Below are 26,676 nucleotides of genomic sequence, written 5' to 3' on the forward strand. Positions count from 1 at the left end.
ACCGTGAAATGCCAGGGATGGCATTTCCGATGCCCCCAAGGATGGGTTCATGTCGAGTCGAGGGCGGTGGCTGTGTTTCCTCTGGAATTGGTATTAACCCTTTGCACACGTTTGCCAACAATAAAAAAGCCCCGGCATGGTGACTCCGGGGCCGTAAGGAAGACAAAGGGATCGGCTCAGACGACCATCACATGACAGGGACCTCATGTGCTGAACGCCACAAGGATGTGCTCGAACGGGTCGGCAGAGTGAGCCCTTTGTCCGACCTTTATGTTGAGATTAAATCAGTGAAATTGGTCATTCCCCAAAAAAAAGCGCCCCTGAAAGCAGAGGACTTTCAGGGGCGTTGTTGTTGACTCATCGCTTAACGCTGACCGCTGCTCTTCAGCCAAACACCTTGAAGCTGTCGGCGTTCAGCCACAGATGCGCCAGAATGCTCGCCACATAACCGAGGAAAATCACCGGGGCCCACTTGAGGTGGCCGAAAAAGGTATACATGCCCCGGGCCTGGCCCATCAGCGCCACGCCGGCGGCCGAGCCGATGGACAAGAGGCTGCCGCCCACACCGGCGGTCAGGGTGATAAGCAACCAGTTGCCGTGGGACATTTCGGGTTGCATGGACAGCACCGCAAACATCACCGGAATGTTATCCACCACCGCAGACACCACGCCCAGCGCGACGTTGGCATAGACCGCATCCCAACCGCCATAGAGCACCTCGGACACCAGCGCCAGATAGCCCATGAATCCCAGACCGCCGACACACATCACCACCCCGTAGAAAAACAGCAGGGTATCCCACTCGGCCCGCGCGATTCGGTTAAACACATCAAACGGCACCACGCTGCCCAGCCGCTTTAGCGCCTCTTCATCGCCCCGCTTTTCGGCCATCACCCGCTTGCGCGCCAGTGAACCCGGCAGGGTCTGGCGCAGGTAATAGCCGAAAAACTGCAGGTAACCGAGGCCGGTCATCATGCCCAGTACCGGCGGCAGGTGCAGCAGACTGTGGCAGGCCACGGCGGTGGCGATGGTCAGCAAAAACAGCAACACGATGCGAATGGCGCCGCGTTTGACTTCCACTTCTTCGTAGAGGGCGGCGGGTTTGCGGTTTTCGATAAAGAAGCCCATCACCAGCGCCGGCACCAGGTAGTTGAGCAGAGAGGGAATGAACAGGATGAAGAACTCGTTGAACTTGATGATGCCGGCCTGCCACACCATCAGGGTGGTGATGTCGCCGAAGGGACTGAAAGCGCCACCGGCGTTGGCGGCAATGACAATATTTATGCAGCACAGGTTGATGAAACGCTTGTCCCCTTCCGCCACCTTGATCACCACGGCACACATCAGCAATGCCGTGGTCAGGTTGTCGGCGATGGGAGAAATGAAGAAGGCCAGAAACCCTGTCATCCAGAACAGAGACTTGTAGCTGAAACCGCGCCGCACCATCCAGGCTCGCAGGGCATCAAACAGTCCACGTTCCTCCATGGCGTTGATATAGGTCATCGCCACCAGCAGGAACAGCAGCAGTTCGGAATACTCCAGCAGGTTATGCCGAAATGCCGCCTCGGTGACGCCCGGAATATCATGATTGATATAGGTCCAGCCGATGGCGACCCAGATGATACCGGCGGCAATCAACACCGGCTTGGACTTGCGCAGATGGAGGTATTCTTCTCCCATCACCAGCAGGTAGGCGATAACGAAGATGACAACGGCAAAGATGCCGATCGAAGAATAGGTTAAATCCAGTGGCCCCGCGGCCGCAAAAACAGAGGAGCTGAACAGTGCTGCCAGCCCCCCCAGAGTGAGTAAGCACAGTTTCCTTTGCATTGTTTTTCTCGCTTTTGTTATTTTGGCTATAGCTACCGGGGAGCCTGCCGATCCTTAGGTCAACCCCATTGAAAAGACTAACATAAAGCACTTGTCACGACAGGCCGCTTTATTGGCGCTGGTTCGCATTTTTCATATCGAAATGCGAGGCTGCCACCTTGAAATATTCGGCCAGAAAGTAAATATTTAGTCTTGTTTTCTGCATTATTTTTCACGATCATGCATCTTTGTTTTTTCGCTTTAAGGACTGCCCGTGCGCGATACCGATGCCGCCCTGGTCAAGGCGTTTCGTCAATCCAGCCCCTATGTCAACCTGCACCGGGGCTCGACCTTCGTGGTCATGCTCGGTGGCGAAGCCATCGATCAGGATAATTTTCCCAATATCATCACCGATATCGCGCTGCTGACCAGCCTCGGTATCCGCTTGGTCATCGTGTTTGGCGCCCGCCCGCAAATCGATCAGGGGCTGGAAGAAGCCGGGCTGGACAATATCTTTCACAAGCATACCCGGGTGACCGACGAGCACAGCTTTCGCATCATCAAGAATGTCTGTGGCGGCTTGCAGATGGACATCATGGCCCGTCTGTCGATGGGGCTTATCAATACCCCGATGCAGAACGCGCGCATCAACGTGGTGACCGGCAACTTTGTCACGGCCCAACCATTGGGAGTGGATGATGGCGTGGATTATCAGCATTCCGGCCGGGTACGCCGCATCCATACCGACACCATTCATCATCAGCTGGCCAACGGCGCCACCGTGCTGATTTCTCCTATCGGCTTTTCGGTGACCGGCGAAAGCTTCAACCTGTCTTCCGAAGAGCTGGCCCGACGCCTGGCCATCGAACTCAAGGCCGAGAAGCTGATCGGCTTCTGCTCTCAGCGCGGTGTGCTCAACGAAGAGGGTGTGGCCATTCCGGAACTTTTTCCCGAGCAGGCGGAAGAACATCTGCAGCGGCTACTGTCCGACGGCGAGACCCTGTCCGGCACCGCCCGCTATCTGCGTGCGGCCATTTCAAGCTGTCGTGCCGGGGTTCCCCGCAGCCATCTGGTGAGTTACAAGGAAGACGGTGCCCTTATCCAGGAACTGTTCACCCGTGACGGTCTCGGTACCCAGCTGGTCAGCCTGAGCGCCGAGCAGGCCCGTCAGGCTCGTATCGACGACATCGGCGGCATCCTGGATCTGATCCGCCCGCTGGAGGAAGAAGGCATTCTGGTGCGCCGCTCCCGCGAGCAGCTGGAAATGGAAGTCGATCAGTTCACCATCATAGAGAAAGACGGCGCCATCATCGGCTGTGCCGCCCTCTATCCCTTTCCGGAAGAGGCTATGGCGGAAATGGCCTGTGTGGCCATTCATCCGGATTATCGCCGGGGCAGCCGGGGCGACATGCTGCTGAACAAGGTGGAAGAGCAGGCCAAGAAGCGCGGCATGAGCCGGCTGTTTATCCTGACCACCCGCTCCATTCACTGGTTTCGGGAGCGCGGTTTCGAGCCGGTGGATGTTAGCGCCCTGCCGATGGGCAAGCAGGCGCTCTACAATTACCAGCGTCGTTCCAAGATCATGATGAAAGATCTGGTATAACACTGATATCAGATGAATTTAACCACTTAATTATTGACAGCGACAGACAGAGTCAGTACTTATATGGCAGCCCGCACGTCGGGCGAGAAGAGGCGCGTTATTCAGGCAGCCGGCAGGAGGAGCTCCCACTCCCAGGATCGCCGGTCAGGGGAGATAACGCCGAGAGGGTAATACGGGGCAGCGTATCACCCTCGGCTACGAAGGCTGAATCCTTCGGGTTGTCACCTGTGGGTGGCGTGCTTCTAAGTGACTTTTCCCGTCTCTGCAGCCGTTTCCCCGTTACCTACTATATGCACACATCAAGGAGCTGCACTTGAGTCAGTTAACCGTTGCCAAATTTGGTGGTACCAGCGTCGCCGATGCCGACGCCATGAGCCGTTGCGCCGCCATTCTCGAACACAACCCCGATACCCGTCTGGCGGTACTGAGCGCCAGCTCCGGCGTCACCAACCTGCTGGTGGCCCTGGCCTCGGGTGAACAACAACCCGAGTCGCGCGCCACACTGCTGCAACAGTTGACCGAAATCCAGCAAGGCATTCTCGACAGCCTGGACAAGCCCGACATGCTGACCCGGCATATCGAAGACATTCTGGTTCATATCAAGGAGCTGGCCGACAGTGCCGTCATCAGCCCCACCAAGGCGCTGCACGATGAAATCGTGGCCCAGGGCGAGCTGATGTCTACCCGACTGTTCGTGGAGCTGCTACGCCATCGCGGCACTCCGGCCGTGTGGTTTGATGTACGCAAGGTGATGCGCACCGACGATCGTTTCAGCCGTGCCGCGCCCGACCTGGCCACCCTGCGTGCCGAAGTGGAAAAAGAACTCAAACCCCTGTGTGATAACCAGCTGGTCGTCACCCAGGGCTTTATCGGCGCCGCCAAAGACGGCCGTACCACCACCCTGGGCCGGGGCGGCAGTGATTTTTCCGCCGCCCTCCTGGGCGAAGCGCTGGACGCCGTCGCCGTGCAAATCTGGACCGACGTGCCCGGTATCTACACCACGGATCCGCGACTGGTAAGCGAGGCGCGCGCCATTCCCGAAATCAGCTTCAGCGAAGCCTCGGAAATGGCCACCTTCGGTGCCAAGGTGCTGCATCCCGCCACCCTGCAACCGGCGGTACGCAAGCAGATACCGGTGTTTGTGGGCTCCAGCAAGGCGCCGGAAGCCGGTGGCACCTGGATTCGCAACAGCACTCCCAGTCAGCCGCTGTTCCGCGCCCTGGCCCTGCGTCGCAACCAGGTGCTGCTGACCCTGACCAATCAGAGCATGTTCCAGGTACACGGCTTTCTGGCCGAGGTATTCGGCATTCTGGCCAAGCACAAGATTTCGGTGGACTTGATCACCACCTCCGAGATTTGCGTGTCGCTCACCCTGGACGCCGGCGCCGAATTGCTGACCGAAGAAGTGAAGGCCGAACTCGGCAAGCACTGTCACCTCAAGGTTGAACAGGGACTGGCGCTGGTGGCGCTGATCGGCAATCGCATGAGCGAAGTCAACGGTACCGGCACCCGGGTGTTTCAGGCGTTGGAAAACGTCAACATTCGCATGATCTGTCACGGCGCCAGTCCGCATAATCTGTGTTTTCTGGTACAGGAAGACAACGCCAATCAGGTGATTATCGACCTGCATCGGGAGCTGCTGCCGGCGTAAGCCCCGGTTAAAATGAAGGGCGAGGAGTGAGGGGAGCCTCATTCCTCACCGTTTTGCCCCTCTTTCCAGTGTGCATATTGGGCCAGATCCGAGCGGGCCAGATCCAGTGCCAGCTTGATCACCAGTGCATCGTCCAGGTAACCGGCCAGCGGCAGAACGTCCGGCACCACGTCCAACGGCGACACAAAATAGATGACGGCCCCGGTGATGGCGGCGATCACCTTCCAGGGCACGGCCCGATAGTCGCCCTTGCGATAGTCGTTGAGCAGGCTCACCATCAGCTGCAGTTCCTGCCACCATTCGGCCAGCGAGCCCGGCGGCCTGTCGCCGAATCTGTTCAGCTTGCGCTCGCCCCCTTGGGCCGCCTCATTCAGCTCGATATCGTCCATCTCGCCCATGCCATCGATGAACCGGGCCCGGGCCCGCGCTTCCTGCTCTCTGCTCAATGCCATTCTCGACTCTCCCCTGCGTGAAAAACCGGCCTGTTCACGCCGCTTTCAGCCCCTTGCCAGCACCTGTGCCAGCGGGGTATGGTCCAGAGCATGAGCTTCGGCCACCGCCTGACAGGTGATGTTGCCCTGGTGCACGTTGAGGCCATTCGCCAGATGTTGGTCCTGCTGCAGGGCCTGCCGCCAGCCCAGGTTGGCCAGCGCCTGAATGAAGGGCAAGGTGGCGTTGGTCAGGGCAAAGGTGGAAGTGCGGGCCACCGCCCCCGGCATATTGGCTACACAGTAGTGTACTATGCCGTCCACTTCGAAGGTCGGCTGCCGATGGGTGGTGGCATGGCTGGTTTCGAAACACCCCCCCTGATCGATGGCCACATCCACCAGCACGGCGCCCTGAGGCAGCAGCTTGAGCATGTCGCGGGTCACCAGCCTGGGCGCCGCCGCCCCCGGGATCAGCACGGCGCCGATGACCAGATCGCTGCGAGCCAGTTCAAACTCTATGTTATCGGTGGTGGAGTACAGGGTTTTCAGTCCCGGACCGTAAAGGCTGTCCAGCTCTTTCAGGCGGTTCAGTGACTTGTCGAGAATGGTCACATCGGCGCCCAGCCCGAGCGCCATACGGGCGGCATTGATGCCTACCACGCCACCGCCCAGCACCAGTACCCGGCCCGGCGCCACACCCGGTACGCCGCCCAGCAGCACCCCTCGCCCGCCCTGGGCTTTTTCCAGACAATGGGCGCCTGCCTGTACCGCCATGCGCCCGGCCACCTCGCTCATCGGCGCCAGCAACGGCAGGCCGCCCCGGGCGTCGGTAACGGTCTCGTAGGCGATGGCGGTACAGCCGGATTTCAACAGCCCCCGGGTCTGAGCCAGATCCGGCGCCAGATGCAGGTAGGTAAACAGCAGCTGACCGGATCTCAATTGTCGGTATTCTTCCGGCTGGGGTTCCTTGACCTTGATCACCATCTCGGCCCGCGCAAAGATGTCGCTCGCCTCCGGCACCAGCTCGGCACCGGCGGCGGCATAATCTTCATCGAGCAGGCCGATACCGCTGCCGGCACCGCATTGCACCAGTACCCGGTGGCCATCGCGTACCAGCTCCTTGACGCCACCCGGCGTCATGCCGACCCGATATTCGTTATTCTTTATTTCCCGTGGTACACCGATGTCCATAACCACCTCTTTTGTGCGATCTTGTCATTGACACTGTACCGGGGCGACACCAGAAATCGGCTCCGGTAAGCAGCCGGTTGTCTTCATCTTGCGCGTTTGTGTTTTAACATTCAATCCTCCACCGAAGAGAGGAAAGGCCCGCATCCGCGCCGCTAGAAGGTGGGCGGGGTCGCCGCCGAGATCAACTCGCATTGCTCGCTGCCGATATTGCGAAAACGATGAGGCTGGCGGGTATCGAAGTAATAGCCATCGCCGGCACGCAGCACGCAGCACTGCTCCCCCACCGTGACCTCGATTTCCCCGCTCAGCACGAGGCCCGCTTCCTCTGCTTCGTTGCTCAGCATCTCGGGGCCGGTATCGGCGCCTGGTGGATACAGCTCCCGTTGCAGCGCCAACCTGTGGCCCCGATGCAGCGGGCCCAACAGCCACATCTGCACCTCGCCGCTGGACATGGGCAGCATCTCCTGCTGTCGAAAAAAACACTGGCGGACCGGCTCCTGTTCCAGGCTGAAGAAGGCACCCATGGTGATGGGAAAGCCATCCAGTATCCGTTTGAGCGTGGCCACCGACGGGTTGACCGCCGCCTGCTCGATTTGCGAGATCAGACTGTTGTTCACCCCGGCCCGGCGGGCCAGCTCTCGCTGGGTCAGGCCATGACGGCCCCGCAACCATTTCAGTCGTTCGGCAAGCTCCATCATTTATTCTCCTTCAGGTGCCAGAGCCGCGACCCGCCGCCGCTTCCTGGCCGCGCCGTCGCTCGGCGCGCGCCATCAGCCACCAACCGATAAAGGTCACCAGCGACACGATCAGAATAATCACCGTCGCCAGGGCATTGATTTTGGGACTGACCCCCAGCCGCACGCTGGAAAAGACCACCATGGGCAGCGTGGTGGCGTTGGGGCCGGACACGAAGCTGGCGATCACCAGATCGTCGAGCGACAGGGTAAAGGCCAGCAGCCAGCCGGCCACGATAGCGGGTGCGATAATCGGCAGGGTGATCACGAAGAATACCTTGAGCGGCCGGGCGCCCAGGTCCATCGCCGCCTCTTCCACCGAGCGGTCCAGCTCTCGCAGCCGGGAGCTGACCACCACCGCCACATAGGCGGTGCAGAAGGTCACATGGGCAATCCAGATAGTGCCCATGCCTCGCTGTTGAGGCCACCCCAGCCAGTCGCCCATGGCCACGAACAGCAACAGCAGGGACAGACCCGTGATCACTTCCGGCATCACCAGCGGCGCCGTGATCAGGAAGGCGAAGCCGCTTTCGCCGCGAAAGCGCCCCATGCGGGTCAGCACAAAACCCGCCACCGTGCCCAGCACCACGGCGGTGCTGGCGGCAAAGAAGGCGATGGTCAGGCTCAGGCCCACCGCCTGCATCATCATCTGATCCTGCCACAGCTCGCCATACCAGCGGGTGGACCAGCCGGCCCAGACCGTGACCAGCCGCGAGCTGTTGAAGGAGTAGATAATCAGTAACAGCATGGGCAGGTAGAGAAAACCGAAGCCCAGCAGCAGGACTGTCGGTCGCAGTCGGGAACGGCTGACGGGAATCTGGTTCATGGCTCAGCCCTCCATTTCTTTGCGTTGAATGCGGTGGAACCACATGATGGGTACCATCAACAACAGCAGCATGATGCTGGCCACCGCCGCCGCTATCGGCCAGTCCCGGTTGTTGAAGAACTCCTGCCACAGTACCCGCCCGATCAACAGGGTATCGGGGCCGCCCAGCAGCTCGGGGATCACGAACTCCCCCACCGCCGGAATGAACACCAGCATGGAGCCGGCGATGATGCCGCCCCTGGTCAGTGGCACTATCACCGTCAGCAGGCTTTTCCAGGGCCGGGCCCCCAGATCCGCCGCCGCCTCCACCAGCGAGTAGTCGAGCCGCATCAGGGCGGTATAAAGCGGTAATATCATGAAGGGCAGATACGCATAGACGATGCCGATGTAGACGGCGATGTTGGTGTTGAGGATCTGCAACGGGGTCTCGATAACCCCGATGGCCAGCAACACATTGTTGAGAAAACCGTTGTTGCCGAGGATGCCCATCCAGGCGTAAACCCGGATCAGAAAGGAAGTCCAGGACGGCAATATCACCAGCATCAGCAAGACGTTACGGGTCGAGGGCCGGGAATGCACTATGGCCCAGGCCATGGGGTAGCCGATCAGAAGGCAGAGCAGGGTCGAGATGCCGGCTACCTGAAGCGACTGCAGATAAGACCGCACATAGAGGCTGTCGCTCAACAGAAACAGATAGTTGCCCAGGTTGAGCACCAGTTGCAGCTGCTCGTCGGCAAAGCTCAGTATCTCGCTGTAGGGCGGTATGGCCAGCGCCGCCTCGGACAGGCTGATCTTGAACACGATCAGAAAGGGGATCAAAAAAAACAGCAGCAGCCAGCTGTAAGGCAGGGCGATGACCAGGCTGCGACCGAGTTTGAGTCGGGAACGGGTATTCATCAGCATCTCCCTAGGTCAGTAGCACGGCACAGCTGTCGGCTTCCCAGCGCAAATGCACCCGATCACCCCAGGTAGGATTGCCCCGGCGATGCCGGTCCATGTTGGGCAGGGTCGCCAGTATCCGTTTACCCGAGGGCAAGCGCACATGATAAATCGACAAGCTGCCCAGATAGGCGATTTCGTCGACGATGCCGCTGAGCCAGTTGCTGTCTTCTGAGGGGGCCTCGGCACAGAGAAACATCTTCTCGGGCCGTACCGCTATCATCATCGGCAAGCCTTCGCCGATGGACACACCGTGATTGATGCGCAGGGGACGATCCAGTTCGGGGCAGCGAATGAGGGCACTGTCGGTCTCGTTGGTCTCAAGCTGCCCCTCGAAGACGTTGACCGAGCCGATAAACTCGGCGCTGTAGCGGCAGTTGGGAAATTCATACACATCCAGCGGCTCGCCTACCTGCACCAGCCGTCCCTTGTTCATGATGGCGATGCGCCCGGCCATGGTCATGGCCTCTTCCTGATCGTGGGTCACCATGACGCAGGTCACCCCCACCCGCTCTATGATGTTGACCAGCTCCAGTTGCATCTCTTCGCGCAGCTTCTTGTCCAGCGCGCCCATGGGCTCGTCCAGCAACAACAGCTTGGGCCGCTTGGCCAGGCTGCGGGCCAGCGCCACCCGTTGCCGCTGGCCGCCGGACAGCTGATGGGGCTTGCGTTTGGCGAAGCCTTCCATGTGCACCAGTTTCAGCATCTGTTCCACCCGCCCGGCCACTTCCGCCCGCGGCAGCCTATCCTGTTTCAGGCCGAAGGCGATATTGGCCTCCACCGTCATGTGCGGAAACAGCGCATAGGACTGAAACATCATGTTAATGGGCCTGTCATAGGGTGGCACCTCGGCGATGTCGACCCCATCGAGCAATATTTCACCCCGGCTCGGTGGCTCGAACCCGGCCAGCATCCGCAACAGGGTCGACTTGCCGCAACCGGAAGCACCGAGCAGGGCGAAAATCTCCCCCCGCATCACGCCCAGGCTGACGTCGTCCACCGCGGGCTGACCGTCGTACAGCTTGGTGAGCCCCCTTACTTCCAGGAAAGGAGCGATACTGTCTTTGGGCTGGCTTTCGTTTTCCGGCATGTTACCTCCTGGTGTTCATCAACCCCTCGCCCGACGGGCGCTTAAGCGAAAGCTCTCAACCTCAGGCCCCTCGTCTCACTTGCCGGTCTTGACCCGGGTCCAGGCCCGGGTGATCACCCGGTTGACCTTCTGCGGCAACAGCTTGGCGGTATAGAGCCTTTCCGCCGCCTCTTCGCTGGGGTAGATGCCGGGATCGTTGCGAATATCTTCATCCACCAGTGCCTTGGCGGGGGTATTGGCGTTGGCATAGGCCACGTAGTTGGACACGCCGGCGATCACTTCGGGCCGCAGCAGATAGTCGATAAGCTGGTGCGCGTTGTCCGGATGCCTGGCATCCTTCGGAATGGTCAACATGTCGACCCACATCAGGGCGCCTTCTTTCGGGATCCGGTAGGCAATATTGACCCCTTGTTCGGCTTCGGCGGCCCTGTCCCGCGCCTGCAATATGTCGCCGGACCAGCCCACCGCCACACAGATGTCGCCGTTGGCCAGATCATTGATGTACTTCGACGAATGGAAATAGGTGATATGAGACCGCAGGCTCATCATCAGCTCGGTGGCCGGCCCCTTGTAATCGGCGGCCTTGGTGCTGTTGGGATCCAGCCCCTGATAATTCAGGGCGGCGGCGAAAACTTCGGTGGGCGCATCCAGAAAGGCCACGCCGCACTGGCCGAGTTTGGCCAGATTTTCCGGCTTCATCACCAGATCCCAGGAGTCCAGCGGGGCATCCTCTCCCAGGGCCTCTCTGACCTTGTCGACGTTATAACCGATGCCGGTGGTACCCCACATATAGGGGACGCCATACTTGTTGCCCGGATCCTTGTCCGCCAGCACCGCCATGATCTTCGGATCCAGGTTGCCGTAGTTGCCGAGTTTTGATTTATCCAGCGGCATGAAGGCGCCAGCCAGGATCTGGCGGGCCATGAAGTCGCTGGTGGGCACCACCACGTCGAAGCCGGTATTACCCGCCAGCAACTTGGCTTCCAGCACTTCGTTGGAGTCGAACACATCGTAGGTGACCTCGATGCCGGTCGCGGCGGTAAAGCCGGCCAGGGTATCCTCCGCGATATAGTCGGACCAGTTATAAAAGTTCAGCTGGGGTGGTTCCTCGGCTCGGGCACTCAATGCCAGTCCCAGGCCAACGGCCACCATGCTCACACGAAAAGCGGTTGTCTTTACCATCTGCATTGCTCCATCCTTGTCAGTTCATCAGTGTCTGGTAAGTCAGATCCAGCGCCTGGCGCGCCTTGGTTATCAACTCATCGACTTCGGCCCTGCCGATCACCAGCGGCGGCGAAACAATCATGGTGTCGCCCACCGCCCGCATCACCAGGCCGAGATCGAAACAGTGTTCACGGCAGATGATCCCGGCACCCGCATCCTCGGCAAAGCGCCGGTTGTCGCTTTTGTCGGCCACCAGCTCCAGCGCCGCCAGCAGCCCCAGGCCTCGGGTTTCCCCCACCAGCGGGTGGTTGCCGAGACGGGCCCATTCCTGCTGCAGATAGGGGCCTATGTCGTCGTGCACCCGCGCTACCAGCCGTTCCTTTTGCATCACCTCGATATTGGCCAGCGCCACCGCACAGGCCACCGGATGGCCGGAATAGGTGAAGCCGTGAAAGAATTCACCGCCTGCTATCAGCCCCCGGGCCAGCCGCGCGCCCACCGCTACCGCCCCCAGCGGGATATAGCCGGAGGTAATGCCCTTGGCCATGCACAGCAGATCCGGCTCCAGGCCGTAATGTTCGCTGGCAAACCAGTGACCGGTGCGGCCAAAACCGCAGATCACCTCGTCTACCACCAGCAGAACCTCGTACTGCCGGCAGATACGCTGAATTTCCGGCCAGTAAGAGTCGGGCGGAATGATGACCCCGCCGGCGCCCTGAATGGGCTCGCCGATAAAGGCCGCCACCCTGTCCGGCCCCAGTTCCAGGATTTTATGTTCGAGCTGGCGGGCCCGTTCCAGGCCAAACTGCTGTGGGTCCAGCCCCTGACCTTCCCCGAAATGGTAGGGCTGGTCGATGTGCACTATGTCCGGCAACGGCAAACCGCCCTGGGCATGCATGGGTTTCATGCCGCCGAGCGAGGCACCGGCCAGGGTGGAGCCGTGATAGGCGTTGTGGCGACTGATGATGGTTTTTCGCCCGGGTTGCCCCTGCCCGGCCCAGTAATGACGCACCATGCGGATCACGGTGTCGTTGCATTCGGAGCCGGATCCGGTAAAAAACAGGTGCTCCATGTCGCCAGGCAGCAGGGTGGCGAGGCTGGCCGCCAGCTCGGTGGCCCTGAGGTGGGTGGTCTGAAAGAAGAGATTGTAATAGGGCAGCCGGCGCAGTTGCTGCTCGGCGGCCAGCACCAGTTCTTCCCGGCCATAGCCCAGGTTGACGCACCAGAGCCCGGCCATGGCGTCGAGAATGCGTCGGCCGTCCGCATCCCACAGATAGACGCCCTCGCCCCGCTCTATGACCCGGGCGCCTTTCTGATGCAGCGCCCGGCTGTCGGTAAAGGGATGCAGGTGATGGGCCGCATCCAGCTGTTGCAACGGACTCTTCGGTGGTTTTGGCATTCTCGACTCCCTGTTCATGACACCCATTCCATTGTTGTCACCATCACACGTTAAGCAGCAGAAACTCCCGTTCCCAGGCGCTGATCACGGTAAAGAAGGCCTCGTATTCCTTGCGCTTGACCGAAATAAAGGCGCTGACGAAGCGGGGCCCCAGCAGCTGACACAATTCATCGCATTGCTCCAGTTCAAGCAAGGCTTCCTCCAGGCTTCGGGCCACACCGAAGGGCATGTTATAGGCACTGCCCTGTATCTGCTCTGTGGGTTCAATCTTGTTCATCATGCCCAGATAACCACAGGCCAGGCTGGCGGCCAGCGCCAGGTAAGGGTTGGCATCGGCACCGGCAAAGCGGTTTTCGAGACGCCGGTCGGCCGGCCCCGAGCGCGGCACCCGCAGGCCTACGGTGCGGTTGTCTTCACCCCAGGCCATGTTGCGCGGCGCCGAGTCTCCGAACGCCAGGCGGCGATAGGAGTTGACGTTGGGGGCAAACAGCGCGACCGCACTGGGAATATAGTGTTGCATGCCACCGATAAAGTGCAGAAACCGCTCGCTGTGGCTGCCGTCGGCATTGGCGAACAGGTTGTTACCATCCGCATCAATAAGACTCTGATGAATGTGCATGGAGCTGCCCGGCTCGTTTTTCATCGGCTTGGCCATGAAGGTGGCGTACACGTCATGGCGCATCGCCGCCTCGCGCATGGTGCGCTTGAACAGAAACACCTGATCAGCCAGATCCAGGGCGTCGCCGTGAATGAAGTTGACCTCCATCTGCGCCGCGCCCGACTCGTGGATCAGGGTGTCCACCTCCAGTCCCTGGGCCTCGCAGAAGTCGTACATGTCCTCGAAGATGGGATCGAATTCGTTGACCGCATCGATGCTGAACGACTGACGGGCCGTCTCGGGCCGACCGTTACGACCGATGGGCGGCTCTAGCGGATAGTCCCAGTCCTCGTTTTTCTTGACCAGGAAGAACTCCAGCTCCGGCGCCACCACGGGGCGCCAGCCTTTTGCCTCATAGAGATTAAGCACCCGGCGCAGCACGCTGCGGGGGGCCATGTCGACCGGATTGCCGTCGGCGTCGAAACAGTCGTGGATCACCTGGGCGGTGGGCTCGCTGGCCCAGGGCACCAAACGGGGAGTATTGATGTCGGCGTGCAGCTCCATGTCGCGTTCGGTCCAGTCGATATTTTCATCGTCCGGCCAGTCACCGTTGACGGTCTGCAGAAAGATATTTTCCGGCAGCCGCATGCCCCCTTCCTTGAGGAATTTGCTGGCGGGCAGTATCTTGCCCCGGGCATTGCCGGTAAAGTCCGGCAACAGGCATTCCACCTCGGTAATGGCATGCTTCTGCATCCACAGCCGTAACCATTCCATATCTCGCTTTTCAGGATTTTGAACACTCATCATTCATACCCATGGTGTGGGAAATACAGGGAAGCATAGACCACCTTTGCTAAGGTCATGCTATACATAGAAATTATTAACAGGAAAATCATTCATCATTACAATGGGCCGGTATGAGACCGAAATCAAGATTCATCAAAATATCCATATATTAAACACCTGTTCTCATGATTAGCTGACAATCTAGTGGTCCAACAACAAGGCCAAAGCACGTTAAGGATGACGACATGATCAAGGACCATCGCAAACACCCCCATTCGGCACCCAACGGCCCCTGGGCCGATTATCAGTCCATCGACCTGATGCTGTGCGATATCAACGGAGTACTCAGGGGAAAGCGTATTCAAAGCAGTGCCATGGAAAAAGCCATGAATGATGGCATCTGCCTGCCCGCGTCTGTCTTTGCCCTCGACATCACCGGCCAGACGGTGGAAGACACCGGCCTGGGGCTGGCTCAGGGTGACAGCGACCGACTGTGCCGGTTGCTGCCCCATACCCTGGTGCCGGTGCCCTGGCACAAGACCCCCTCCGCCCAGATCCTGATGACCATGGAAGACACGGACGGCAGCCCCTTTTTCGCCGATCCGCGTCACGTATTACAGAAGGTGATACAACGACTGCTGGACAAGGGATTACGCCCCTGTGTGGCGGTGGAGCTGGAGTTTTACCTGGTGGATCAGAAGGAAGGCGCCGATGGCCTGCCCCAGCCGCCGATTCTGCCGGGCACCGATGAGCGCATGCACGATACCCAGGTCTATTCCCTCGACGATCTCGACAGTTGGGAAGACTTTCTGGTGCGGGTGTCGGAAGTCTGCAAACTGCAGAAAATTCCCGCCGACAACGCCGTGGCCGAATATGCGCCGGGCCAGTTCGAGATCAACCTGACCCACCAGCACAACGCGGTGGACGCCTGCGATCAGGCGGTGCTGCTCAAGCGCGCCATCAAGGCGGTGGCCAACAAGGAAGGCATGTACGCCACCTTCATGGCCAAGCCCTATAATGGCCAGGCCGGCTCCGGCATGCACATTCACGTCAGCCTGCTCGACGAAGAAGGCAACAACGTCTTCGCCGAGGATCACGAGCTGCTGCGCCAGGCCATTGCCGGCAACTGCAGCATGTTGCCCGAATGCATGGCGCTGTTTGCCCCCAATGCCAACTCCTACCGTCGGCTGCAACCGCACATGTTTGTGCCGCTGCACGCCAGCTGGGGCTTCGACAACCGCACAGTGGCACTGCGCGTGCCGTCGGGCGACAAGGCCAATACCCGCCTCGAACACAGGGTGGCCGGCGCCGACGCCAACCCCTACCTGGTGGTGGCGGCCATACTGGCGGCGGTGGATCACGGCATCGGCGAGCAACTGCAGGCCCCGGCGCCGATTCCGGGCGACGCCAACAAGATGGACTTGCCCTTACTGCCCTACCGTTGGCAGGATGCGCTGGACCGCTTCGCCCAGTCGCACCGGTTATCCCAGTATCTGGGCAAGGAATTTCATCGTGCCTACCTTATCAACAAGCGCTTCGAGCTGGCCGAATTCGACCAGCACGTCACCCCGCTGGAATACCAGTGGTACCAACACCTGGTATAACAAGATGACTCCAGATCAGGTAGACGACCAAAGAGAGCTGCTCCGCCGGCCTTCCGCTTCAAGGATGAAGCAGAGAGCGTACATAGAGGTATTCACGGCGTGTCGGCGGAGTCGCCCCTTTGGTGGGCCGACCCAGAATATTAAAGCAAAACAACAGAATGATTAACGGAGCCCCTATGCAGCAGCACGCCGATTCCTACTATGCCGCTTCCCTCAACCTGCCCCTGAGCTACCCCACCCTGGAAAACGATCTGGACGTGGATGTGTGCATCGTCGGCGCCGGCATCACCGGCGCCTCGGCGGCGCTGTCGCTGGCAGAAAAAGGCTACAAGGTGGCGGTGCTGGAAGCCCACAAGGTTGGCTGGGGCGCCTCCGGACGCAGCGGCGGTCAGATGATTTTCGGCTATGCCTGCGATCAGTCCAAACTCACCACCATGGTCGGCAAGGATACCAGCCGGGCCCTGTGGGACATATCGCTGGAAGCCATGACCCAGATGCGCCAACGTATCAAGACCCATAACATCGACTGCGACCTGGCCGACGGCCACCTGCATGCGGCGGTCAAACCCCGCCATATGACCGAGCTGGAAGGCTGGGCCGAAGATCTGCGACTCAACTTCGGCTACGACGGCCTGCAACTGTGGAGCAGGGATCAGGTGCAGGCACAGCTGGCCACCGAGTCTTATCTGGGCGGCCTCTATGATCCCGACAGCGGCCATGTGCACCCACTCAACTACACCCTGGGGCTGGTCGAGGCCGCCCAGCAGGCAGGCGCACAGTTTTATGAGCAGACGGCCGTCACCCGCATAGAACAGGGCGCCACACCGGTGGCCCACACGGCCCGCGGACGGGTCCGCTGTCGTCAACTCTTGCTGTGTGGCAACGCCTATCTGGACGGTATCTCCCCGGACATAGAGCGCAAGATCATGCCGGTGGGCACCTATATAACCGCCACCGAGCCGCTCGGCAAGGAAAGAGCCGCAGCCCTTATCGCCAACAACATGGCGGTGGCCGACATCAACTTCGTGCTCGACTACTTTCGCCTGAGTGCCGACACCCGGCTGCTGTTCGGTGGCCGGGTCAGCTACTCTCGGCTGGACCCACTCAATCTGGCCGGTGCCATGGGCCAGCGGCTGCGCCAGGTGTTCCCCCAGCTCAGGGACGTGAATCAGCAATACACCTGGGGCGGCTATGTGGGCATCACCATGAACCGGGCACCTCACTTCGGCCGCCTGAACGATAACGTCTATTATGCCCAGGGTTTTTCCGGCCACGGCATCGCCCTCACCGGTATGGCCGGCAGCCTGATGGCCGATGCCATCGCAGGCTCGGCCGAGCGCTTCGATTTGTTCGGACGAATTCCACACCACGACTTTCCCGGTGGCCGACTATTACGCACACCGGCACTGGTGCTGGCCATGACCTGGTATCGGCTACGGGACTGGTTGTAGGCGCGGGACGCTTGCCGAAAACGGTGAAATATGCCCCATTTAGGGAGATTAGGGAGGAAAAATGGAGCAACTGGAGTTTTTCGAGGTACCCAGCCCCTGCATCGGTGTCTGTCAGGTCAACAACAGAGGCTACTGCAAGGGCTGTTTTCGCAGCCGGGACGAACGCTTCAACTGGCTGCAATTCAGCTCGGGACAAAAACGCGAGGTGATCCGTCTGTGCCAGGATCGCAAACGCCGGGTATTGGCCGCCGCCCGCAAGAAACAACTCGAGTTAGAGTTCGAACTCGTCCGACAGGACACTCCACCTCAGGATTCGCTGCTTTAGGCCAACCACTCACTCGGCCATCCGGTAATCCGATCCGCCGCTTTTTCTTCCCGGTGCAGATGTTGACCGCCGGCCAGGACCTTGAGTTCAAACGCCGGGCTCGGTTCGAGGAACGACTCTCCCTGCGCCATGCCGATACCCGGCTCAAATGACGAGACTGGTTTTAAGCAGCATGCGGATGGCTGCTTCTTTACCGGTATTACCTTCAAGTGCCTTCGGACCCGCCTATACTTGGAATCCGAGGGACCCGTTAGACCCTTTTCATGCCGATGTAACAGCATCAGACTCTGACACTGGGGAGAGAGGCAATGAAAGATCGCCGTAAAGACCCGCGCCGTAAAACGAACTGCAGAATATGCCTGAGTAACGAATACTTTGGGCCGATCGAAGGTAACATCAGCAACATGTCCGAAGGCGGTGTCCTGGTGGAAGTCGTCACCGCTTCTGATTTTTCACTCGGCATGTTGTTTGAAGCCAAAGTCCTGGACCCGGACTGGGACCAGACTCTGCCACCACTCATGATGAAGGTGGTACGGATAGATAGAAATGACATTGCTCTGGAGTTTATCGTCTAGAGCTGGGGTCGCAGGCCAACCCGATTAACCCGGTGTGGCCAGCCGCTCGCCGAACCATGCGGCAATCTGTAACGATGCCGCCGCTTCCAGATGCAGATGATGGCTGCCGGACAGGGTCTTGAACTCCAGCTCAGGCACCAACGCCAGCATCGATTCGACCAAGGCCCGCTCTTCGCTCCGCTCCGCCATGACCAGCAGCACCGGCATGGTCAGCCGGCGCACGAAGGCGGCAATTTGCTGCTCGCACAGCCGGACAATGGAGGGCTGGGTCAGGGCCAGATCGCTGCGCCAATACCAGCCATCCGACCGCTGTTCCAATCCTCGCTCCAGCAACCAGACTGCCGCCTCCCTGCTCACCGGCCAGCGACCGTTCATCCGCGCCTGCACCGCCTGTTCGAAACTGGAATAAGGCCGCAGGGAACGTCTGCTCAGGCGAGCACCGTTCAGCAATGCCCTGGTCATCTGCTCCGGCAACCGGTCGGCTGCCTAGTCGAGCGGAACCAGGCCGTCTATCAGTAGCATCCGACTGACCCGATCGGGAAAGGCGCCGGCAAACAGGGTCGCTACCCCGGCACCGAGCGAATGCCCGAGTAGCACCACCTGTTCCAGCGCCAGCTCGTCGACCAGGGCCTGCACATCGGCCACGTTGTCCCAGATATAGTAGGGCTGACCTGCGGCGCGATGATCCGACAGACCATGTCCGGCCAAATCGAGGGCAATCAGCCGAACATGAGGTAAATGACGGGCCAGCAAGGTAAAGCTGGCGGCATTGTCGAGCCAGCCATGCAGCGCCACCACAGGTACCCCTTGCGGATCCCCCCACTCCATCACCGCCAGCCGACGGCCATGAACCTCAAACTGCCATGAACGATGCATCTGCACTGTCAAGGCTTAACGATCCCAGCTTTCTGGGTACTTGTAGCCTTCGAAACGCTTCACCGCATACTCCTTGAAGACAGCCGAATCATAGGCCGCCACTACATCCTGCACGAAGCGCCGGTCCTTGTCTTCGCTCCGCACCACCACCCAGTTGATGAAGTCGTAGCTGCGCTCCAGGAACAGGCCTTCGCTGAAGGCAATACCACTGGAGGCGGCATAGTTGCCGTTGATCACCGAGAAGTCCACATCCTGTCGGGAACGAGGCAGCTGCGCCGCTTCCAGCGGGATCAACTTGATGCCCTCGGGATTGTCGGCCACATCGAACTCGCTGGCCCGCAACGGATCGATGTCGTCACGCAGGGTGATCCAGCCCAGATCTACCAGCATCAGCAGTGCCCGGGCCTGATTGGTCGGATCGTTGGGGATAGCAACGGTGCTGCCCTTTTTTACCTCATCCAGCTGATCCTGCTTGCCGGAATACAGCCCCATGGGGCCGGTAGGTACCTGCGCCACCGGGCTCAGCTCAAGACCTCGGTCCTTGCTGAAGGTCTCAAGATAGGGCTTGTGCTGGAAGCAGTTGACGTCCACCGCTCCTTCGGCCAAGGCCAGGTTGGGCATGACGTAATCGGTAAACTCGACCAGCTTAACCTTGTAGCCCAGGGCTTCCAGCTGGGGTTTGATCGACTCGGTCACCATGTCGGCGAAGTCGCCCACGGTTGTACCGATGACGATTTCCCTTTTATCCGCATCGACGGCCAGTACCGGAAAGGCACCGAAGGCCAGGGCCAGCAGGGGCAACTTGAGCAGGGTACGACGCATGACAACTCCTTGTGAACGACAACAACAGCCAACAGGGCATTAATCGTTTGGACATTTAGATGGCTATACTAGCAAGGAGGCCGTTTGACGCCAAGTGGAAAAGGAAGGGTTACTCTTTTGTAGACACCCGTTTACGTGGCGCCGTATCTGTGTGGCCAGAAATATGCTGATACGGCGCCAAATCTAATACCAATCTGAATAAAGATCTGATCTTTCTCGAGCCCGAATTCAGAGGCAACACAGCCGGCTCCCACGACACGCCATAAACTCGTCCCTGAGGACTCAGAAATGTCATCCCTGGCATTTCATGGTCGTGGGAGCTCGTCTCTGTTGCCTCTTTCTGAGCCCCTAGTTGCCTGCAGACAGTGCCAACAGATGACTCTGCAGCATCAAGGAAGACAAAGGGTTCTGCTCAGCCGAGCATCCGCACCACGGATGCTCGGCTGAGCCCCGAGGATGGGTTCACGGCGAGTCGGCGGAGCGGACCCTTTGTCCTACTTTTGTAAAGCAACCGAAGAGAGCAATCATTTAATCAATTTGGTATAAACACCGAATCGCTTGCTCCGCCGGCTAAAGCCGCAGCCACAGGGAGAGAGCTGCAGCCTGTACTGATATTGAGGGAGGACAGAAGAAACGACTCAGTTTACTCGTGCCACTTTTCTGCCGCCTGGGTGTCGCTGTCTTTTGCCTCTACCCAGCGTTCGCCGGTGTCGGTCTGCTCTTTCTTCCAGAAAGGCGCCCGGGTCTTTAGATAATCCATGATGAAATGGCAGGCTTCGAACGCCGCCTCTCTATGCTGGCTGGCCACCCCGACGAAGACGATCTGATCGCCCAGCGCCAAGGGTCCGACCCGGTGGATCACCCGGCATTCCAGCAGCGGCCAGCGGTCGTGGGCCTGACTCACTATCTGTTGCAGGGCGTGTTCTGTCATGCCCGGGTAATGTTCCAGGGTCATGCCGCTGACCGCAGCCCCCTGATTCATCTCTCGTACCTTGCCGATAAAGGTCACCACGGCGCCGGTCTGGTGCGACTGGCTGAGGGCGGCGTATTCGGCGCCCAGGCTGAAATCGGCGGTTTGTACCCTGATCATCTCAGCCTCCGGTAACCGGCGGGAAGAAGGCGACTTCGTCTCCCGAGTGAACTGCGGTATCGAACGGCACTATGGTGTGATTGACCGCCGCCAGCAGCTTGTCGTCGGCCAGTGCCAGCGCCCACTTGTTGCCCCGGGTGACCAATGCCTGACGCAGCGATTCCACATCCGCGTAATCGGCAGGCAAACTGAGTTCATCCTGCCCCACCAGCTCCCGTACCTGAGCAAAAAAGACCACCTTGATTGTCATGCCCTGAAATCTCCCGATTTGCCGCCCCGTTTTTCCAGCAGGCGGACGCCTTCGATGCGCATGTCCTTCTGCACCGCCTTGCACATGTCGTAGATGGTCAACGCCGCCACCGAGGCGGCAGTCAACGCTTCCATCTCGACCCCGGTCTGGCCGGACAGCTTGCAGTAACTGCTGATTTGCACCCCGCCCCGCTCGACATCCGCCGTCAGCTGCACCTCCACCTTGGACAACGCCAGCGGATGGCACAGCGGGATCAGATCGGCGGTTTTCTTCGCCGCCATGATGCCGGCGATACGGGCGGTGGCGAACACATCGCCCTTATGGTGCCGACCACTCAGGATCAACTGCAGGGTTTCGTCGGCCATCAGCACCCAGGCTTCGGCCCGAGCTTCACGCACCGTCACCGCCTTGTCGCTGACGTCCACCATATTGGCCTCGCCCGAGGCGTTGATGTGAGTCAGCTGGCTCATGCGAGCACCAGATGCTGAACGAAGTTGCAGGGCTTGTGACGGGCATCGAGCTGTTCGGCCAGAATGCCGTTCCAGCCGGTACGACAGGCACCGGTAGAGCCCGGCAGGCAGAACACGGCGGTGTGGTTGGCCAGGCCACCGAGGGCGCGACTCTGCACGGTCGAGGTACCCAGTTCCTGATAGGTGATATGACGAAACAGCTCGCCGAAGCCGTCAATCTGGGTGTCGAGCAGCGGCACGATCGCCTCGGGGGTGGTATCGCGACCGGTAAAACCGGTGCCGCCGGTGATGATCACGACCTGTACTTCCTTGCTGGCAATCCAGCGGGATACCAGGGCACGAATATCGTATTTGTCGTCCTTGAGGATGACTTTTTCCGCCAGCCGGTGGCCGGCGCCGGTCAGCGCCTCGACCAGATAACGGCCCGAGCTGTCGGTGTCTTCATTACGGGTATCGGAGACGGTAAGCACCGCCATGTTCAGTGGCACAAAGGCCGTGTCGGCATGGCTCATGAAATCCTCGCAAAATTTTCATATAAAGAATGTTGATAACCGCATTCTCGCACAGGGAAACACAAGATCAACGAGCCCTGTCTCAAAAGCAAATCCGGTGCCTCGGGCAACCGACGTTAATACCTTCCCATCACGATCGGGCTTCCCGCGGGGTAGACCAAACAGGCGGCGCCTTCACCTCCGGGAGGACAAAGATATTTGCTCAGCCGCCGATCGAGGCCAGGTTGGGCGTCATGCCGGTATGGCCTTCGTGCAGGAAATGGGTGGCTTTTTTGTCGGCCAGGGCGTCTCGAAGGCGACGCTGCAAGGCCGCATGCTGATTATCTTCCGCCAGTAAATCACGCAGATCCACGCCATAGTCTCCAAACAGACACAGGTGCAACTTGCCCAGCGACGAGACCCGCAGTCGGTTACAGCTGGCGCAGAAGTCCTTGGCATAGGGCATGATGAGGCCGATTTCACCCCGATATTCCGGATGCCAGAACACTTCGGCCGGGCCGTCGTTATGGGCCCGCAGCTTCTGTTGCCAGCCTTGTTGCAACAGTTGCTCCTTGATAAGGGCGCCGCGCACATGGTGACGGTTGAACAGCTCGTCCATTTCGCCGGTCTGCATCAGCTCGATAAACCGCAGCTGGATGGGATTGTCCTTGATCCAGGCGAGAAAGCGGCCGAGATCCTCGTCGTTGAGGCCCCGCATCAGCACCGCATTGACCTTGACCTGTTCGAAGCCGGCGTCAAAGGCCGCATCGATGCCGGCCATCACCTCATGAAAGCGGTTCTGGCCGGTGATCTGGTGAAACATGCGCGGATCCAGGCTGTCGATGCTGACGTTGATGGCGGTCAGGCCGGCACGGCGCCAGTCTGCCACCTGCTTCGCCATGCGATAGCCATTGGTAGTCATGGCCACCTTCTGAATGCCGGGCGTCGCCGCCACGGTTTCTATGATGTCGGTAAAATCCTTGCGCAACGAGGGCTCGCCGCCGGTAATGCGCACCTTGCTGGTACCCATGGCGGCAAAGGCCCCGGTCAGGCGGCGGATTTCGTCCAGAGTCAGAAATGACTTGCGGCCATCGGGTCGATAGCCGTCGGGCAGACAGTAATTGCACTTGAAGTTGCAGACATCGGTGACCGACAGCCGCAAATACTGGAACTTGCGCGCAAACGCATCCTGTAATTCAAACATAAACACCTTTCCAATACGGGAGGCAGGGACATTTCTCTCCCTACCCTTACAGCAACAGGCTGAACGGCCTGGCAACCTTATTGACCTTGGCCAACGTAGGTCCACCAGACTCGGAGTTTTTGACGTTTTCCGGTTTTCTACTACCACCTTAGGTAAAAACATAACTTCAGATCAAGAAGAATATGGAAGCGACCCAGATTATCTGCAGGCGCTCACTGTTTTAGCGTGAGGCGTGAGGCGTGAGGCGTGAGGCGTGAGGCGTAAGCATTCTCATATTGAGAGCGGCGAGATTGCAAAAGACATGTTTTTCGCAATTTGCATGATTCATGTATTGGCCAAAAGCACGGAAACGTCCGCCATTACTGCATTTGAAAAGTTGGCACGATTATTTCATATGTAACAGCAGTTGTTTTTATCCCGTGCTCTCTTCAGCTCTAGCTGAAGTTCGGCCAACCCTTTGGGTTGGCCATTTTTTTGTCTGTTATTCGGCATTCAGTCGGGTTTCGAGTTGCTGCAGGGTATCTTCCTGCGCTTGCTGCCATGCCCGTATCCGGTTTTCCACCTGATCTTCATCCTGCTCATGACAGGACTGTTCCAGCTTTTCGCTCAAATACTGGCAGCGCAGGGCACCATAACTGCCACAGGTCGATTTCAGGCTGTGGCAACAGCGGGCTATCAAGGCATAATCCCGCTCGGCAAAGGCCCCTTGCAGGGCCTCCTTCTGCTGCAGGCTATCTTCAACAAAGAGCCGCAGCAATCGTGTCAATACCTCGTCTCCCAACTCCCGTTCCATCCGCTGCAACTGATGCTGATCGAGCAAGGGGAGTCTCGCCTGCAGGCGTTGCCAATCGGCCATCAGCTGTTGTCCCAACTCTGCAGCTTGCGGTAGATGGTGGAAGGACTGACTTCCAACAGGGCGGCGGCCCGGGAAACATTGCCCTGACAATGGCTGATGGCCCTTTCTATCGCCTGCCGTTCGATCACCGATAATGGCACTATGGGGGCCGGCAGGGCATCGGCTACCGGCTGTGACGGAGTGCTGTGTGCCAAGGGGGTATCCAGAGGAGCCGGCAGCATATCCTGCTCTATCCATTCCCCCTGATGCAGCACCACCGCATTGCGGATCACGTTTTGCAGCTGACGTACGTTACCCGGCCAGTGGTAGCCCTGCAGCCGGTCTTTGGTGGCCTCCGACAGGCCGACAAACGATTTGTTCTCTTCCCGGGACGCCTGTCGTACCAGGGCGTTGGCGATGTTGATCACATCGCCTCCCCGTTCCCGCAGCGGCGGCAGATGGATAGGGATCACATGCAGGCGGTAATACAGGTCTTCCCGAAAGCGCCCCTGCTCCACCTCGACCAGTGGATCCCGGTTGGTGGCGCAGACGATACGAACATCAACCTTGATCTGCTGGGAGCTGCCCACCGGCTGTATCTGCCCGGTCTGCAGGAAGCGCAGCAGCTTGCTCTGCAGCTCCAGATCCATTTCGCAGATTTCATCCATGAACAGGGTGCCGCCATCGGCCCGGATCACGGCGCCATCCCGGTCCTGCAGGGCGCCGGTAAAGGCCCCCTTGATATGGCCGAACAGCTCGCTTTCCATCAGATCCTTGGGAATGGCAGCACAGTTCAGGGCAATAAAGGGCCCCTCGCTGCGCCCACTGAGCCGATGCAACGCCTCGGCACAAACTTCCTTGCCGGTGCCGCTTTCACCGGTAATAAAGACGGTCGCGGTACTGGGAGCTGCGTTTTCAATCAGGCGGTATACCTTCTGCATCGGTAGACTGGCCCCGATAAAACCCTGAAAGGGCTCGCGTTCTATTTCGTGACGATAGCGGTCCACCAGCTGATTCAGATGGCGAAACTTCATGGTGTTATGCAGCGTGACCTTGAGTCGCTCGGCCTCGACCGGCTTGTTGATAAAGTCATGGGCTCCCAGACGCATGGCATCCACTGCCACATCCACCGAGCCATGGGCCGTCATCACTATGGTGGTGACATTCGGCTGCTCCCGATGTAGCCACTGCAGGATCTCCATGCCGGGCATGTCGGGCAAGATCAGATCAAGCAGCAGAATATCAGGTGGTTGCCGCCGAATATGTTCCAGCGCCTGCTGACCATTGCTGACCACCGTCAGCGACAGCGGCTCATCCTGCAAATAAGCCTGATACAGCGCTGCCAGGGGGGCCGTGTCCTCTACCAACAAGACATTCAGTCTCTCATCTACCATCTTTTATCTCTCACCCTTAACCGTCTGGTTCGTCTTTTCACATTGTCTACGAGAACATGGTCCGTGAAAAAAAACTTGCAGAGAATTAACCTGATGTTAACATCACATCAACATCAAGTGTGACCCATTTGTCACTCATCTCGTCACTGCTCTATTGTCTGCCATTTCATTTCTTTCATTGCTAGCGTTAAGAACGACATCCGCTTTAAGCCTCTGTGGCTGCTGCGAAACCAGGGTATTCATGTACCCTGGTATTTTTTATGTCTCAAGCTCGCCACTGGCTAGGCCGGGTTGTCGATATCCATGAAGCTGACCTGCAGTCCCTGCTCCCGCGCCAGCCAGTCACCGAGCGCCTGGATACCATAGCGCTCAGTGGCGTGATGACCGGCCGCAAAGAAATGAATTCCCCGTTCTCGCGCCACATGCACGGTTTGCTCCGACACCTCACCGCTGATGAAGGCGTCCATGCCCTGGTCGGCGGCAAGGTCGATATAACCCTGCCCCCCACCGGTGCACCAGCCTACCCGACGGATCAACGCCGGCCCCTGGTCACCCACATGCAACACGGACCGGCCCAGCCGTTGTTGCAGCCGCTCGCTCAGCTCGGCGCCACTGACCGGAGTATCCAGCTCGCCCCTCATCGACACCGAAAGTGCATTGTCCGGTTCGAGCGGGCCTTCTATCCGGATACCCAGCAGCGCCGCCAGCCGGGCGTTATTGCCGATCTCAGGGGCAATGTCCAGCGGCAGGTGATAGGCATAAAGATTAATATCATGACTGAGCAGGGCCTTGAGTCGCATCCGCTTGATACCGCGTACCCGCTCGTCTTCCCCCTTCCAGAAGTAACCGTGATGCACCAGCAAGGCGTCTGCGCCCACCTCGATGGCGTGATCGACCAGCGCCTGGCTGGCGGTAACGCCGGTCACCAGATGATTCACCTCGGTTTTACCTTCCACTTGCAGGCCATTCGGACAATAATCCTTGATGGCTGCTGCGTTGAGCTGCCTATTCAGCAGCCGTTCGAGTTCCAGATTGTTCATGCTGACTCCATGGCGTGACTTAGGTCCATTG

General features: G+C 59.3%; 27 protein-coding genes and 2 riboswitches. Of the genes, 6 read left to right on the forward strand and 21 right to left on the reverse strand.

The features are described 5' to 3' along the window. Window positions 1-384: 384 nt before the first annotated feature. Window positions 385-1,830 carry a sodium:proton antiporter NhaD gene (gene nhaD / locus ACLEIV_RS02060; RefSeq protein WP_410454995.1) on the reverse strand — a complete coding sequence of 482 codons (1,446 nt, stop codon included), beginning with the start codon at window positions 1,828-1,830 and terminating at the stop codon, window positions 385-387. A gap of 253 nt (window positions 1,831-2,083) precedes the next feature. Here nhaD and argA point away from each other — a divergent pair, with 253 nt between their 5' ends. Together argA and lysC are read left to right on the forward strand one after the other, a co-directional pair. After that, window positions 2,084-3,412, forward strand: a complete 1,329-nt coding sequence (argA, locus tag ACLEIV_RS02065; RefSeq protein WP_410454996.1) for an amino-acid N-acetyltransferase — start codon at window positions 2,084-2,086, stop codon at window positions 3,410-3,412. A gap of 79 nt (window positions 3,413-3,491) precedes the next feature. After that, a riboswitch (Lysine riboswitch) is annotated at window positions 3,492-3,662 on the forward strand. A gap of 63 nt (window positions 3,663-3,725) precedes the next feature. Further along, on the forward strand, window positions 3,726-5,063 hold the full coding sequence (gene lysC / locus ACLEIV_RS02070) for a lysine-sensitive aspartokinase 3 (RefSeq protein ID WP_410454997.1): 1,338 nt from the start codon (window positions 3,726-3,728) through the stop codon (window positions 5,061-5,063). Between the two features lie 38 nt (window positions 5,064-5,101). On the opposite strand, the gene ACLEIV_RS02075 is transcribed toward lysC, so the two are convergent. The 9 genes from ACLEIV_RS02075 to ACLEIV_RS02115 all read right to left on the reverse strand — a co-directional run bounded on the left by ACLEIV_RS02075 (window position 5,102) and on the right by ACLEIV_RS02115 (window position 14,206). Beyond that, window positions 5,102-5,515 carry a YkvA family protein gene (locus tag ACLEIV_RS02075; protein ID WP_410454998.1) on the reverse strand — a complete coding sequence of 138 codons (414 nt, stop codon included), beginning with the start codon at window positions 5,513-5,515 and terminating at the stop codon, window positions 5,102-5,104. Window positions 5,516-5,560: 45 nt separating this feature from the next. After that, window positions 5,561-6,682 (reverse strand): alanine dehydrogenase, encoded by a 1,122-nt coding sequence (gene ald / locus ACLEIV_RS02080; protein ID WP_410454999.1) that lies wholly within the window; start codon window positions 6,680-6,682, stop codon window positions 5,561-5,563. A gap of 152 nt (window positions 6,683-6,834) precedes the next feature. Further along, window positions 6,835-7,380 carry a cupin domain-containing protein gene (locus ACLEIV_RS02085; protein ID WP_410455000.1) on the reverse strand — a complete coding sequence of 182 codons (546 nt, stop codon included), beginning with the start codon at window positions 7,378-7,380 and terminating at the stop codon, window positions 6,835-6,837. Window positions 7,381-7,390: 10 nt separating this feature from the next. Next, entirely contained in the window at window positions 7,391-8,242 is an 852-nt protein-coding gene (locus ACLEIV_RS02090; RefSeq protein ID WP_410455001.1) for an ABC transporter permease subunit, read from the reverse strand. Window positions 8,243-8,245: 3 nt separating this feature from the next. Continuing rightward, on the reverse strand, window positions 8,246-9,139 hold the full coding sequence (gene potH / locus ACLEIV_RS02095) for a putrescine ABC transporter permease PotH (protein WP_410455002.1): 894 nt from the start codon (window positions 9,137-9,139) through the stop codon (window positions 8,246-8,248). Between the two features lie 10 nt (window positions 9,140-9,149). Beyond that, window positions 9,150-10,271 (reverse strand): putrescine ABC transporter ATP-binding subunit PotG, encoded by a 1,122-nt coding sequence (gene potG / locus ACLEIV_RS02100; RefSeq protein ID WP_410455003.1) that lies wholly within the window; start codon window positions 10,269-10,271, stop codon window positions 9,150-9,152. A gap of 75 nt (window positions 10,272-10,346) precedes the next feature. Next, the gene (locus tag ACLEIV_RS02105; RefSeq protein ID WP_410455004.1) at window positions 10,347-11,453 is read right to left on the reverse strand and encodes an extracellular solute-binding protein; all 1,107 of its coding nucleotides are present in this window, start codon (window positions 11,451-11,453) and stop codon (window positions 10,347-10,349) included. A 19-nt stretch (window positions 11,454-11,472) separates the two neighbouring features. Next, entirely contained in the window at window positions 11,473-12,834 is a 1,362-nt protein-coding gene (locus ACLEIV_RS02110; RefSeq protein ID WP_410455005.1) for an aspartate aminotransferase family protein, read from the reverse strand. Window positions 12,835-12,877: 43 nt separating this feature from the next. Beyond that, window positions 12,878-14,206: a glutamine synthetase family protein gene (locus ACLEIV_RS02115; RefSeq protein WP_410455006.1), complete on the reverse strand. Its 1,329-nt coding sequence runs from the start codon at window positions 14,204-14,206 to the stop codon at window positions 12,878-12,880. Window positions 14,207-14,463: 257 nt separating this feature from the next. On the opposite strand from ACLEIV_RS02115, the gene ACLEIV_RS02120 reads away from it, so the two are divergent. The 4 genes from ACLEIV_RS02120 (at window position 14,464) to ACLEIV_RS02135 (ending at window position 18,173) form a co-directional block, all read left to right on the forward strand. Beyond that, complete coding sequence (locus ACLEIV_RS02120; protein ID WP_410455007.1) at window positions 14,464-15,822, forward strand: glutamine synthetase family protein; 1,359 nt, start codon at window positions 14,464-14,466, stop codon at window positions 15,820-15,822. A gap of 176 nt (window positions 15,823-15,998) precedes the next feature. Then, on the forward strand, window positions 15,999-17,273 hold the full coding sequence (locus ACLEIV_RS02125) for an NAD(P)/FAD-dependent oxidoreductase (protein WP_410455008.1): 1,275 nt from the start codon (window positions 15,999-16,001) through the stop codon (window positions 17,271-17,273). Window positions 17,274-17,334: 61 nt separating this feature from the next. Further along, window positions 17,335-17,598: a DUF1289 domain-containing protein gene (locus ACLEIV_RS02130; RefSeq protein WP_410455009.1), complete on the forward strand. Its 264-nt coding sequence runs from the start codon at window positions 17,335-17,337 to the stop codon at window positions 17,596-17,598. A gap of 308 nt (window positions 17,599-17,906) precedes the next feature. Beyond that, window positions 17,907-18,173, forward strand: a complete 267-nt coding sequence (locus ACLEIV_RS02135; RefSeq protein ID WP_410455010.1) for a PilZ domain-containing protein — start codon at window positions 17,907-17,909, stop codon at window positions 18,171-18,173. 24 nt (window positions 18,174-18,197) lie between these two features. On the opposite strand, the gene ACLEIV_RS02140 is transcribed toward ACLEIV_RS02135, so the two are convergent. The 11 genes from ACLEIV_RS02140 to ACLEIV_RS02190 all read right to left on the reverse strand — a co-directional run bounded on the left by ACLEIV_RS02140 (window position 18,198) and on the right by ACLEIV_RS02190 (window position 26,645). Then, on the reverse strand, window positions 18,198-18,635 hold the full coding sequence (locus ACLEIV_RS02140; protein WP_410455011.1) for a hypothetical protein: 438 nt from the start codon (window positions 18,633-18,635) through the stop codon (window positions 18,198-18,200). 24 nt (window positions 18,636-18,659) lie between these two features. After that, window positions 18,660-19,049, reverse strand: coding sequence for an alpha/beta fold hydrolase (locus ACLEIV_RS02145; RefSeq protein WP_410455012.1), 390 nt, complete (start codon window positions 19,047-19,049; stop codon window positions 18,660-18,662). Window positions 19,050-19,064: 15 nt separating this feature from the next. Beyond that, on the reverse strand, window positions 19,065-19,871 hold the full coding sequence (locus ACLEIV_RS02150) for a MetQ/NlpA family ABC transporter substrate-binding protein (RefSeq protein ID WP_410455013.1): 807 nt from the start codon (window positions 19,869-19,871) through the stop codon (window positions 19,065-19,067). A gap of 643 nt (window positions 19,872-20,514) precedes the next feature. Next, entirely contained in the window at window positions 20,515-20,961 is a 447-nt protein-coding gene (gene moaE / locus ACLEIV_RS02155) for a molybdopterin synthase catalytic subunit MoaE (RefSeq protein WP_410455014.1), read from the reverse strand. A gap of 1 nt (window position 20,962) precedes the next feature. Next, a complete protein-coding gene (moaD, locus tag ACLEIV_RS02160) occupies window positions 20,963-21,211 on the reverse strand; it encodes a molybdopterin synthase sulfur carrier subunit (protein WP_410455015.1) in 249 nt (82 codons plus the stop codon). Next, window positions 21,208-21,681 carry a cyclic pyranopterin monophosphate synthase MoaC gene (gene moaC, locus ACLEIV_RS02165; RefSeq protein WP_410455016.1) on the reverse strand — a complete coding sequence of 158 codons (474 nt, stop codon included), beginning with the start codon at window positions 21,679-21,681 and terminating at the stop codon, window positions 21,208-21,210. Before moaC ends, moaD begins: the two co-directional genes overlap by 4 nt. Beyond that, entirely contained in the window at window positions 21,678-22,193 is a 516-nt protein-coding gene (moaB, locus tag ACLEIV_RS02170) for a molybdenum cofactor biosynthesis protein B (RefSeq protein WP_410455017.1), read from the reverse strand. Before moaB ends, moaC begins: the two co-directional genes overlap by 4 nt. 202 nt (window positions 22,194-22,395) lie before the next feature. Continuing rightward, window positions 22,396-23,376, reverse strand: a complete 981-nt coding sequence (gene moaA / locus ACLEIV_RS02175; protein ID WP_410455018.1) for a GTP 3',8-cyclase MoaA — start codon at window positions 23,374-23,376, stop codon at window positions 22,396-22,398. Continuing rightward, window positions 23,364-23,504: riboswitch (molybdenum cofactor riboswitch) on the reverse strand. (Overlaps the previous gene by 13 nt.) A gap of 353 nt (window positions 23,505-23,857) precedes the next feature. After that, window positions 23,858-24,232, reverse strand: coding sequence for an Hpt domain-containing protein (locus tag ACLEIV_RS02180; protein WP_410455019.1), 375 nt, complete (start codon window positions 24,230-24,232; stop codon window positions 23,858-23,860). Then, complete coding sequence (locus ACLEIV_RS02185) at window positions 24,232-25,605, reverse strand: sigma-54-dependent transcriptional regulator (protein WP_410455020.1); 1,374 nt, start codon at window positions 25,603-25,605, stop codon at window positions 24,232-24,234. Before ACLEIV_RS02185 ends, ACLEIV_RS02180 begins: the two co-directional genes overlap by 1 nt. Window positions 25,606-25,886: 281 nt before the next feature. Beyond that, window positions 25,887-26,645 (reverse strand): Nif3-like dinuclear metal center hexameric protein, encoded by a 759-nt coding sequence (locus ACLEIV_RS02190; protein WP_410455021.1) that lies wholly within the window; start codon window positions 26,643-26,645, stop codon window positions 25,887-25,889. Window positions 26,646-26,676: the final 31 nt, after the last annotated feature.

The sequence above is a fragment of the Oceanisphaera submarina genome (assembly GCF_046521305.1).
Classification (GTDB): domain Bacteria; phylum Pseudomonadota; class Gammaproteobacteria; order Enterobacterales; family Aeromonadaceae; genus Oceanimonas; species Oceanimonas submarina.

What these genes read in the sequence shown, in the direction of transcription:
- nhaD (WP_410454995.1), bottom strand. Translation starts at nt 1,830, where the DNA reads ATGCAAAGGAAACTGTGCTTACTCACTCTGGGGGGGCTGGCAGCACTG.
- ACLEIV_RS02075 (WP_410454998.1), bottom strand. Translation starts at nt 5,515, where the DNA reads ATGGCATTGAGCAGAGAGCAGGAAGCGCGGGCCCGGGCCCGGTTCATC.
- ald (WP_410454999.1), bottom strand. Translation starts at nt 6,682, where the DNA reads ATGGACATCGGTGTACCACGGGAAATAAAGAATAACGAATATCGGGTC.
- ACLEIV_RS02085 (WP_410455000.1), bottom strand. Translation starts at nt 7,380, where the DNA reads ATGATGGAGCTTGCCGAACGACTGAAATGGTTGCGGGGCCGTCATGGC.
- ACLEIV_RS02090 (WP_410455001.1), bottom strand. Translation starts at nt 8,242, where the DNA reads ATGAACCAGATTCCCGTCAGCCGTTCCCGACTGCGACCGACAGTCCTG.
- potH (WP_410455002.1), bottom strand. Translation starts at nt 9,139, where the DNA reads ATGAATACCCGTTCCCGACTCAAACTCGGTCGCAGCCTGGTCATCGCC.
- potG (WP_410455003.1), bottom strand. Translation starts at nt 10,271, where the DNA reads ATGCCGGAAAACGAAAGCCAGCCCAAAGACAGTATCGCTCCTTTCCTG.
- ACLEIV_RS02105 (WP_410455004.1), bottom strand. Translation starts at nt 11,453, where the DNA reads ATGGTAAAGACAACCGCTTTTCGTGTGAGCATGGTGGCCGTTGGCCTG.
- ACLEIV_RS02110 (WP_410455005.1), bottom strand. Translation starts at nt 12,834, where the DNA reads ATGCCAAAACCACCGAAGAGTCCGTTGCAACAGCTGGATGCGGCCCAT.
- ACLEIV_RS02115 (WP_410455006.1), bottom strand. Translation starts at nt 14,206, where the DNA reads ATGGAATGGTTACGGCTGTGGATGCAGAAGCATGCCATTACCGAGGTG.
- ACLEIV_RS02120 (WP_410455007.1), top strand. Translation starts at nt 14,464, where the DNA reads ATGATCAAGGACCATCGCAAACACCCCCATTCGGCACCCAACGGCCCC.
- ACLEIV_RS02125 (WP_410455008.1), top strand. Translation starts at nt 15,999, where the DNA reads ATGCAGCAGCACGCCGATTCCTACTATGCCGCTTCCCTCAACCTGCCC.
- ACLEIV_RS02130 (WP_410455009.1), top strand. Translation starts at nt 17,335, where the DNA reads ATGGAGCAACTGGAGTTTTTCGAGGTACCCAGCCCCTGCATCGGTGTC.
- ACLEIV_RS02135 (WP_410455010.1), top strand. Translation starts at nt 17,907, where the DNA reads ATGAAAGATCGCCGTAAAGACCCGCGCCGTAAAACGAACTGCAGAATA.
- ACLEIV_RS02140 (WP_410455011.1), bottom strand. Translation starts at nt 18,635, where the DNA reads ATGACCAGGGCATTGCTGAACGGTGCTCGCCTGAGCAGACGTTCCCTG.
- ACLEIV_RS02145 (WP_410455012.1), bottom strand. Translation starts at nt 19,049, where the DNA reads ATGCATCGTTCATGGCAGTTTGAGGTTCATGGCCGTCGGCTGGCGGTG.
- ACLEIV_RS02150 (WP_410455013.1), bottom strand. Translation starts at nt 19,871, where the DNA reads ATGCGTCGTACCCTGCTCAAGTTGCCCCTGCTGGCCCTGGCCTTCGGT.
- moaE (WP_410455014.1), bottom strand. Translation starts at nt 20,961, where the DNA reads ATGATCAGGGTACAAACCGCCGATTTCAGCCTGGGCGCCGAATACGCC.
- moaD (WP_410455015.1), bottom strand. Translation starts at nt 21,211, where the DNA reads ATGACAATCAAGGTGGTCTTTTTTGCTCAGGTACGGGAGCTGGTGGGG.
- moaC (WP_410455016.1), bottom strand. Translation starts at nt 21,681, where the DNA reads ATGAGCCAGCTGACTCACATCAACGCCTCGGGCGAGGCCAATATGGTG.
- moaB (WP_410455017.1), bottom strand. Translation starts at nt 22,193, where the DNA reads ATGAGCCATGCCGACACGGCCTTTGTGCCACTGAACATGGCGGTGCTT.
- moaA (WP_410455018.1), bottom strand. Translation starts at nt 23,376, where the DNA reads ATGTTTGAATTACAGGATGCGTTTGCGCGCAAGTTCCAGTATTTGCGG.
- ACLEIV_RS02180 (WP_410455019.1), bottom strand. Translation starts at nt 24,232, where the DNA reads ATGGCCGATTGGCAACGCCTGCAGGCGAGACTCCCCTTGCTCGATCAG.
- ACLEIV_RS02185 (WP_410455020.1), bottom strand. Translation starts at nt 25,605, where the DNA reads ATGGTAGATGAGAGACTGAATGTCTTGTTGGTAGAGGACACGGCCCCC.
- ACLEIV_RS02190 (WP_410455021.1), bottom strand. Translation starts at nt 26,645, where the DNA reads ATGAACAATCTGGAACTCGAACGGCTGCTGAATAGGCAGCTCAACGCA.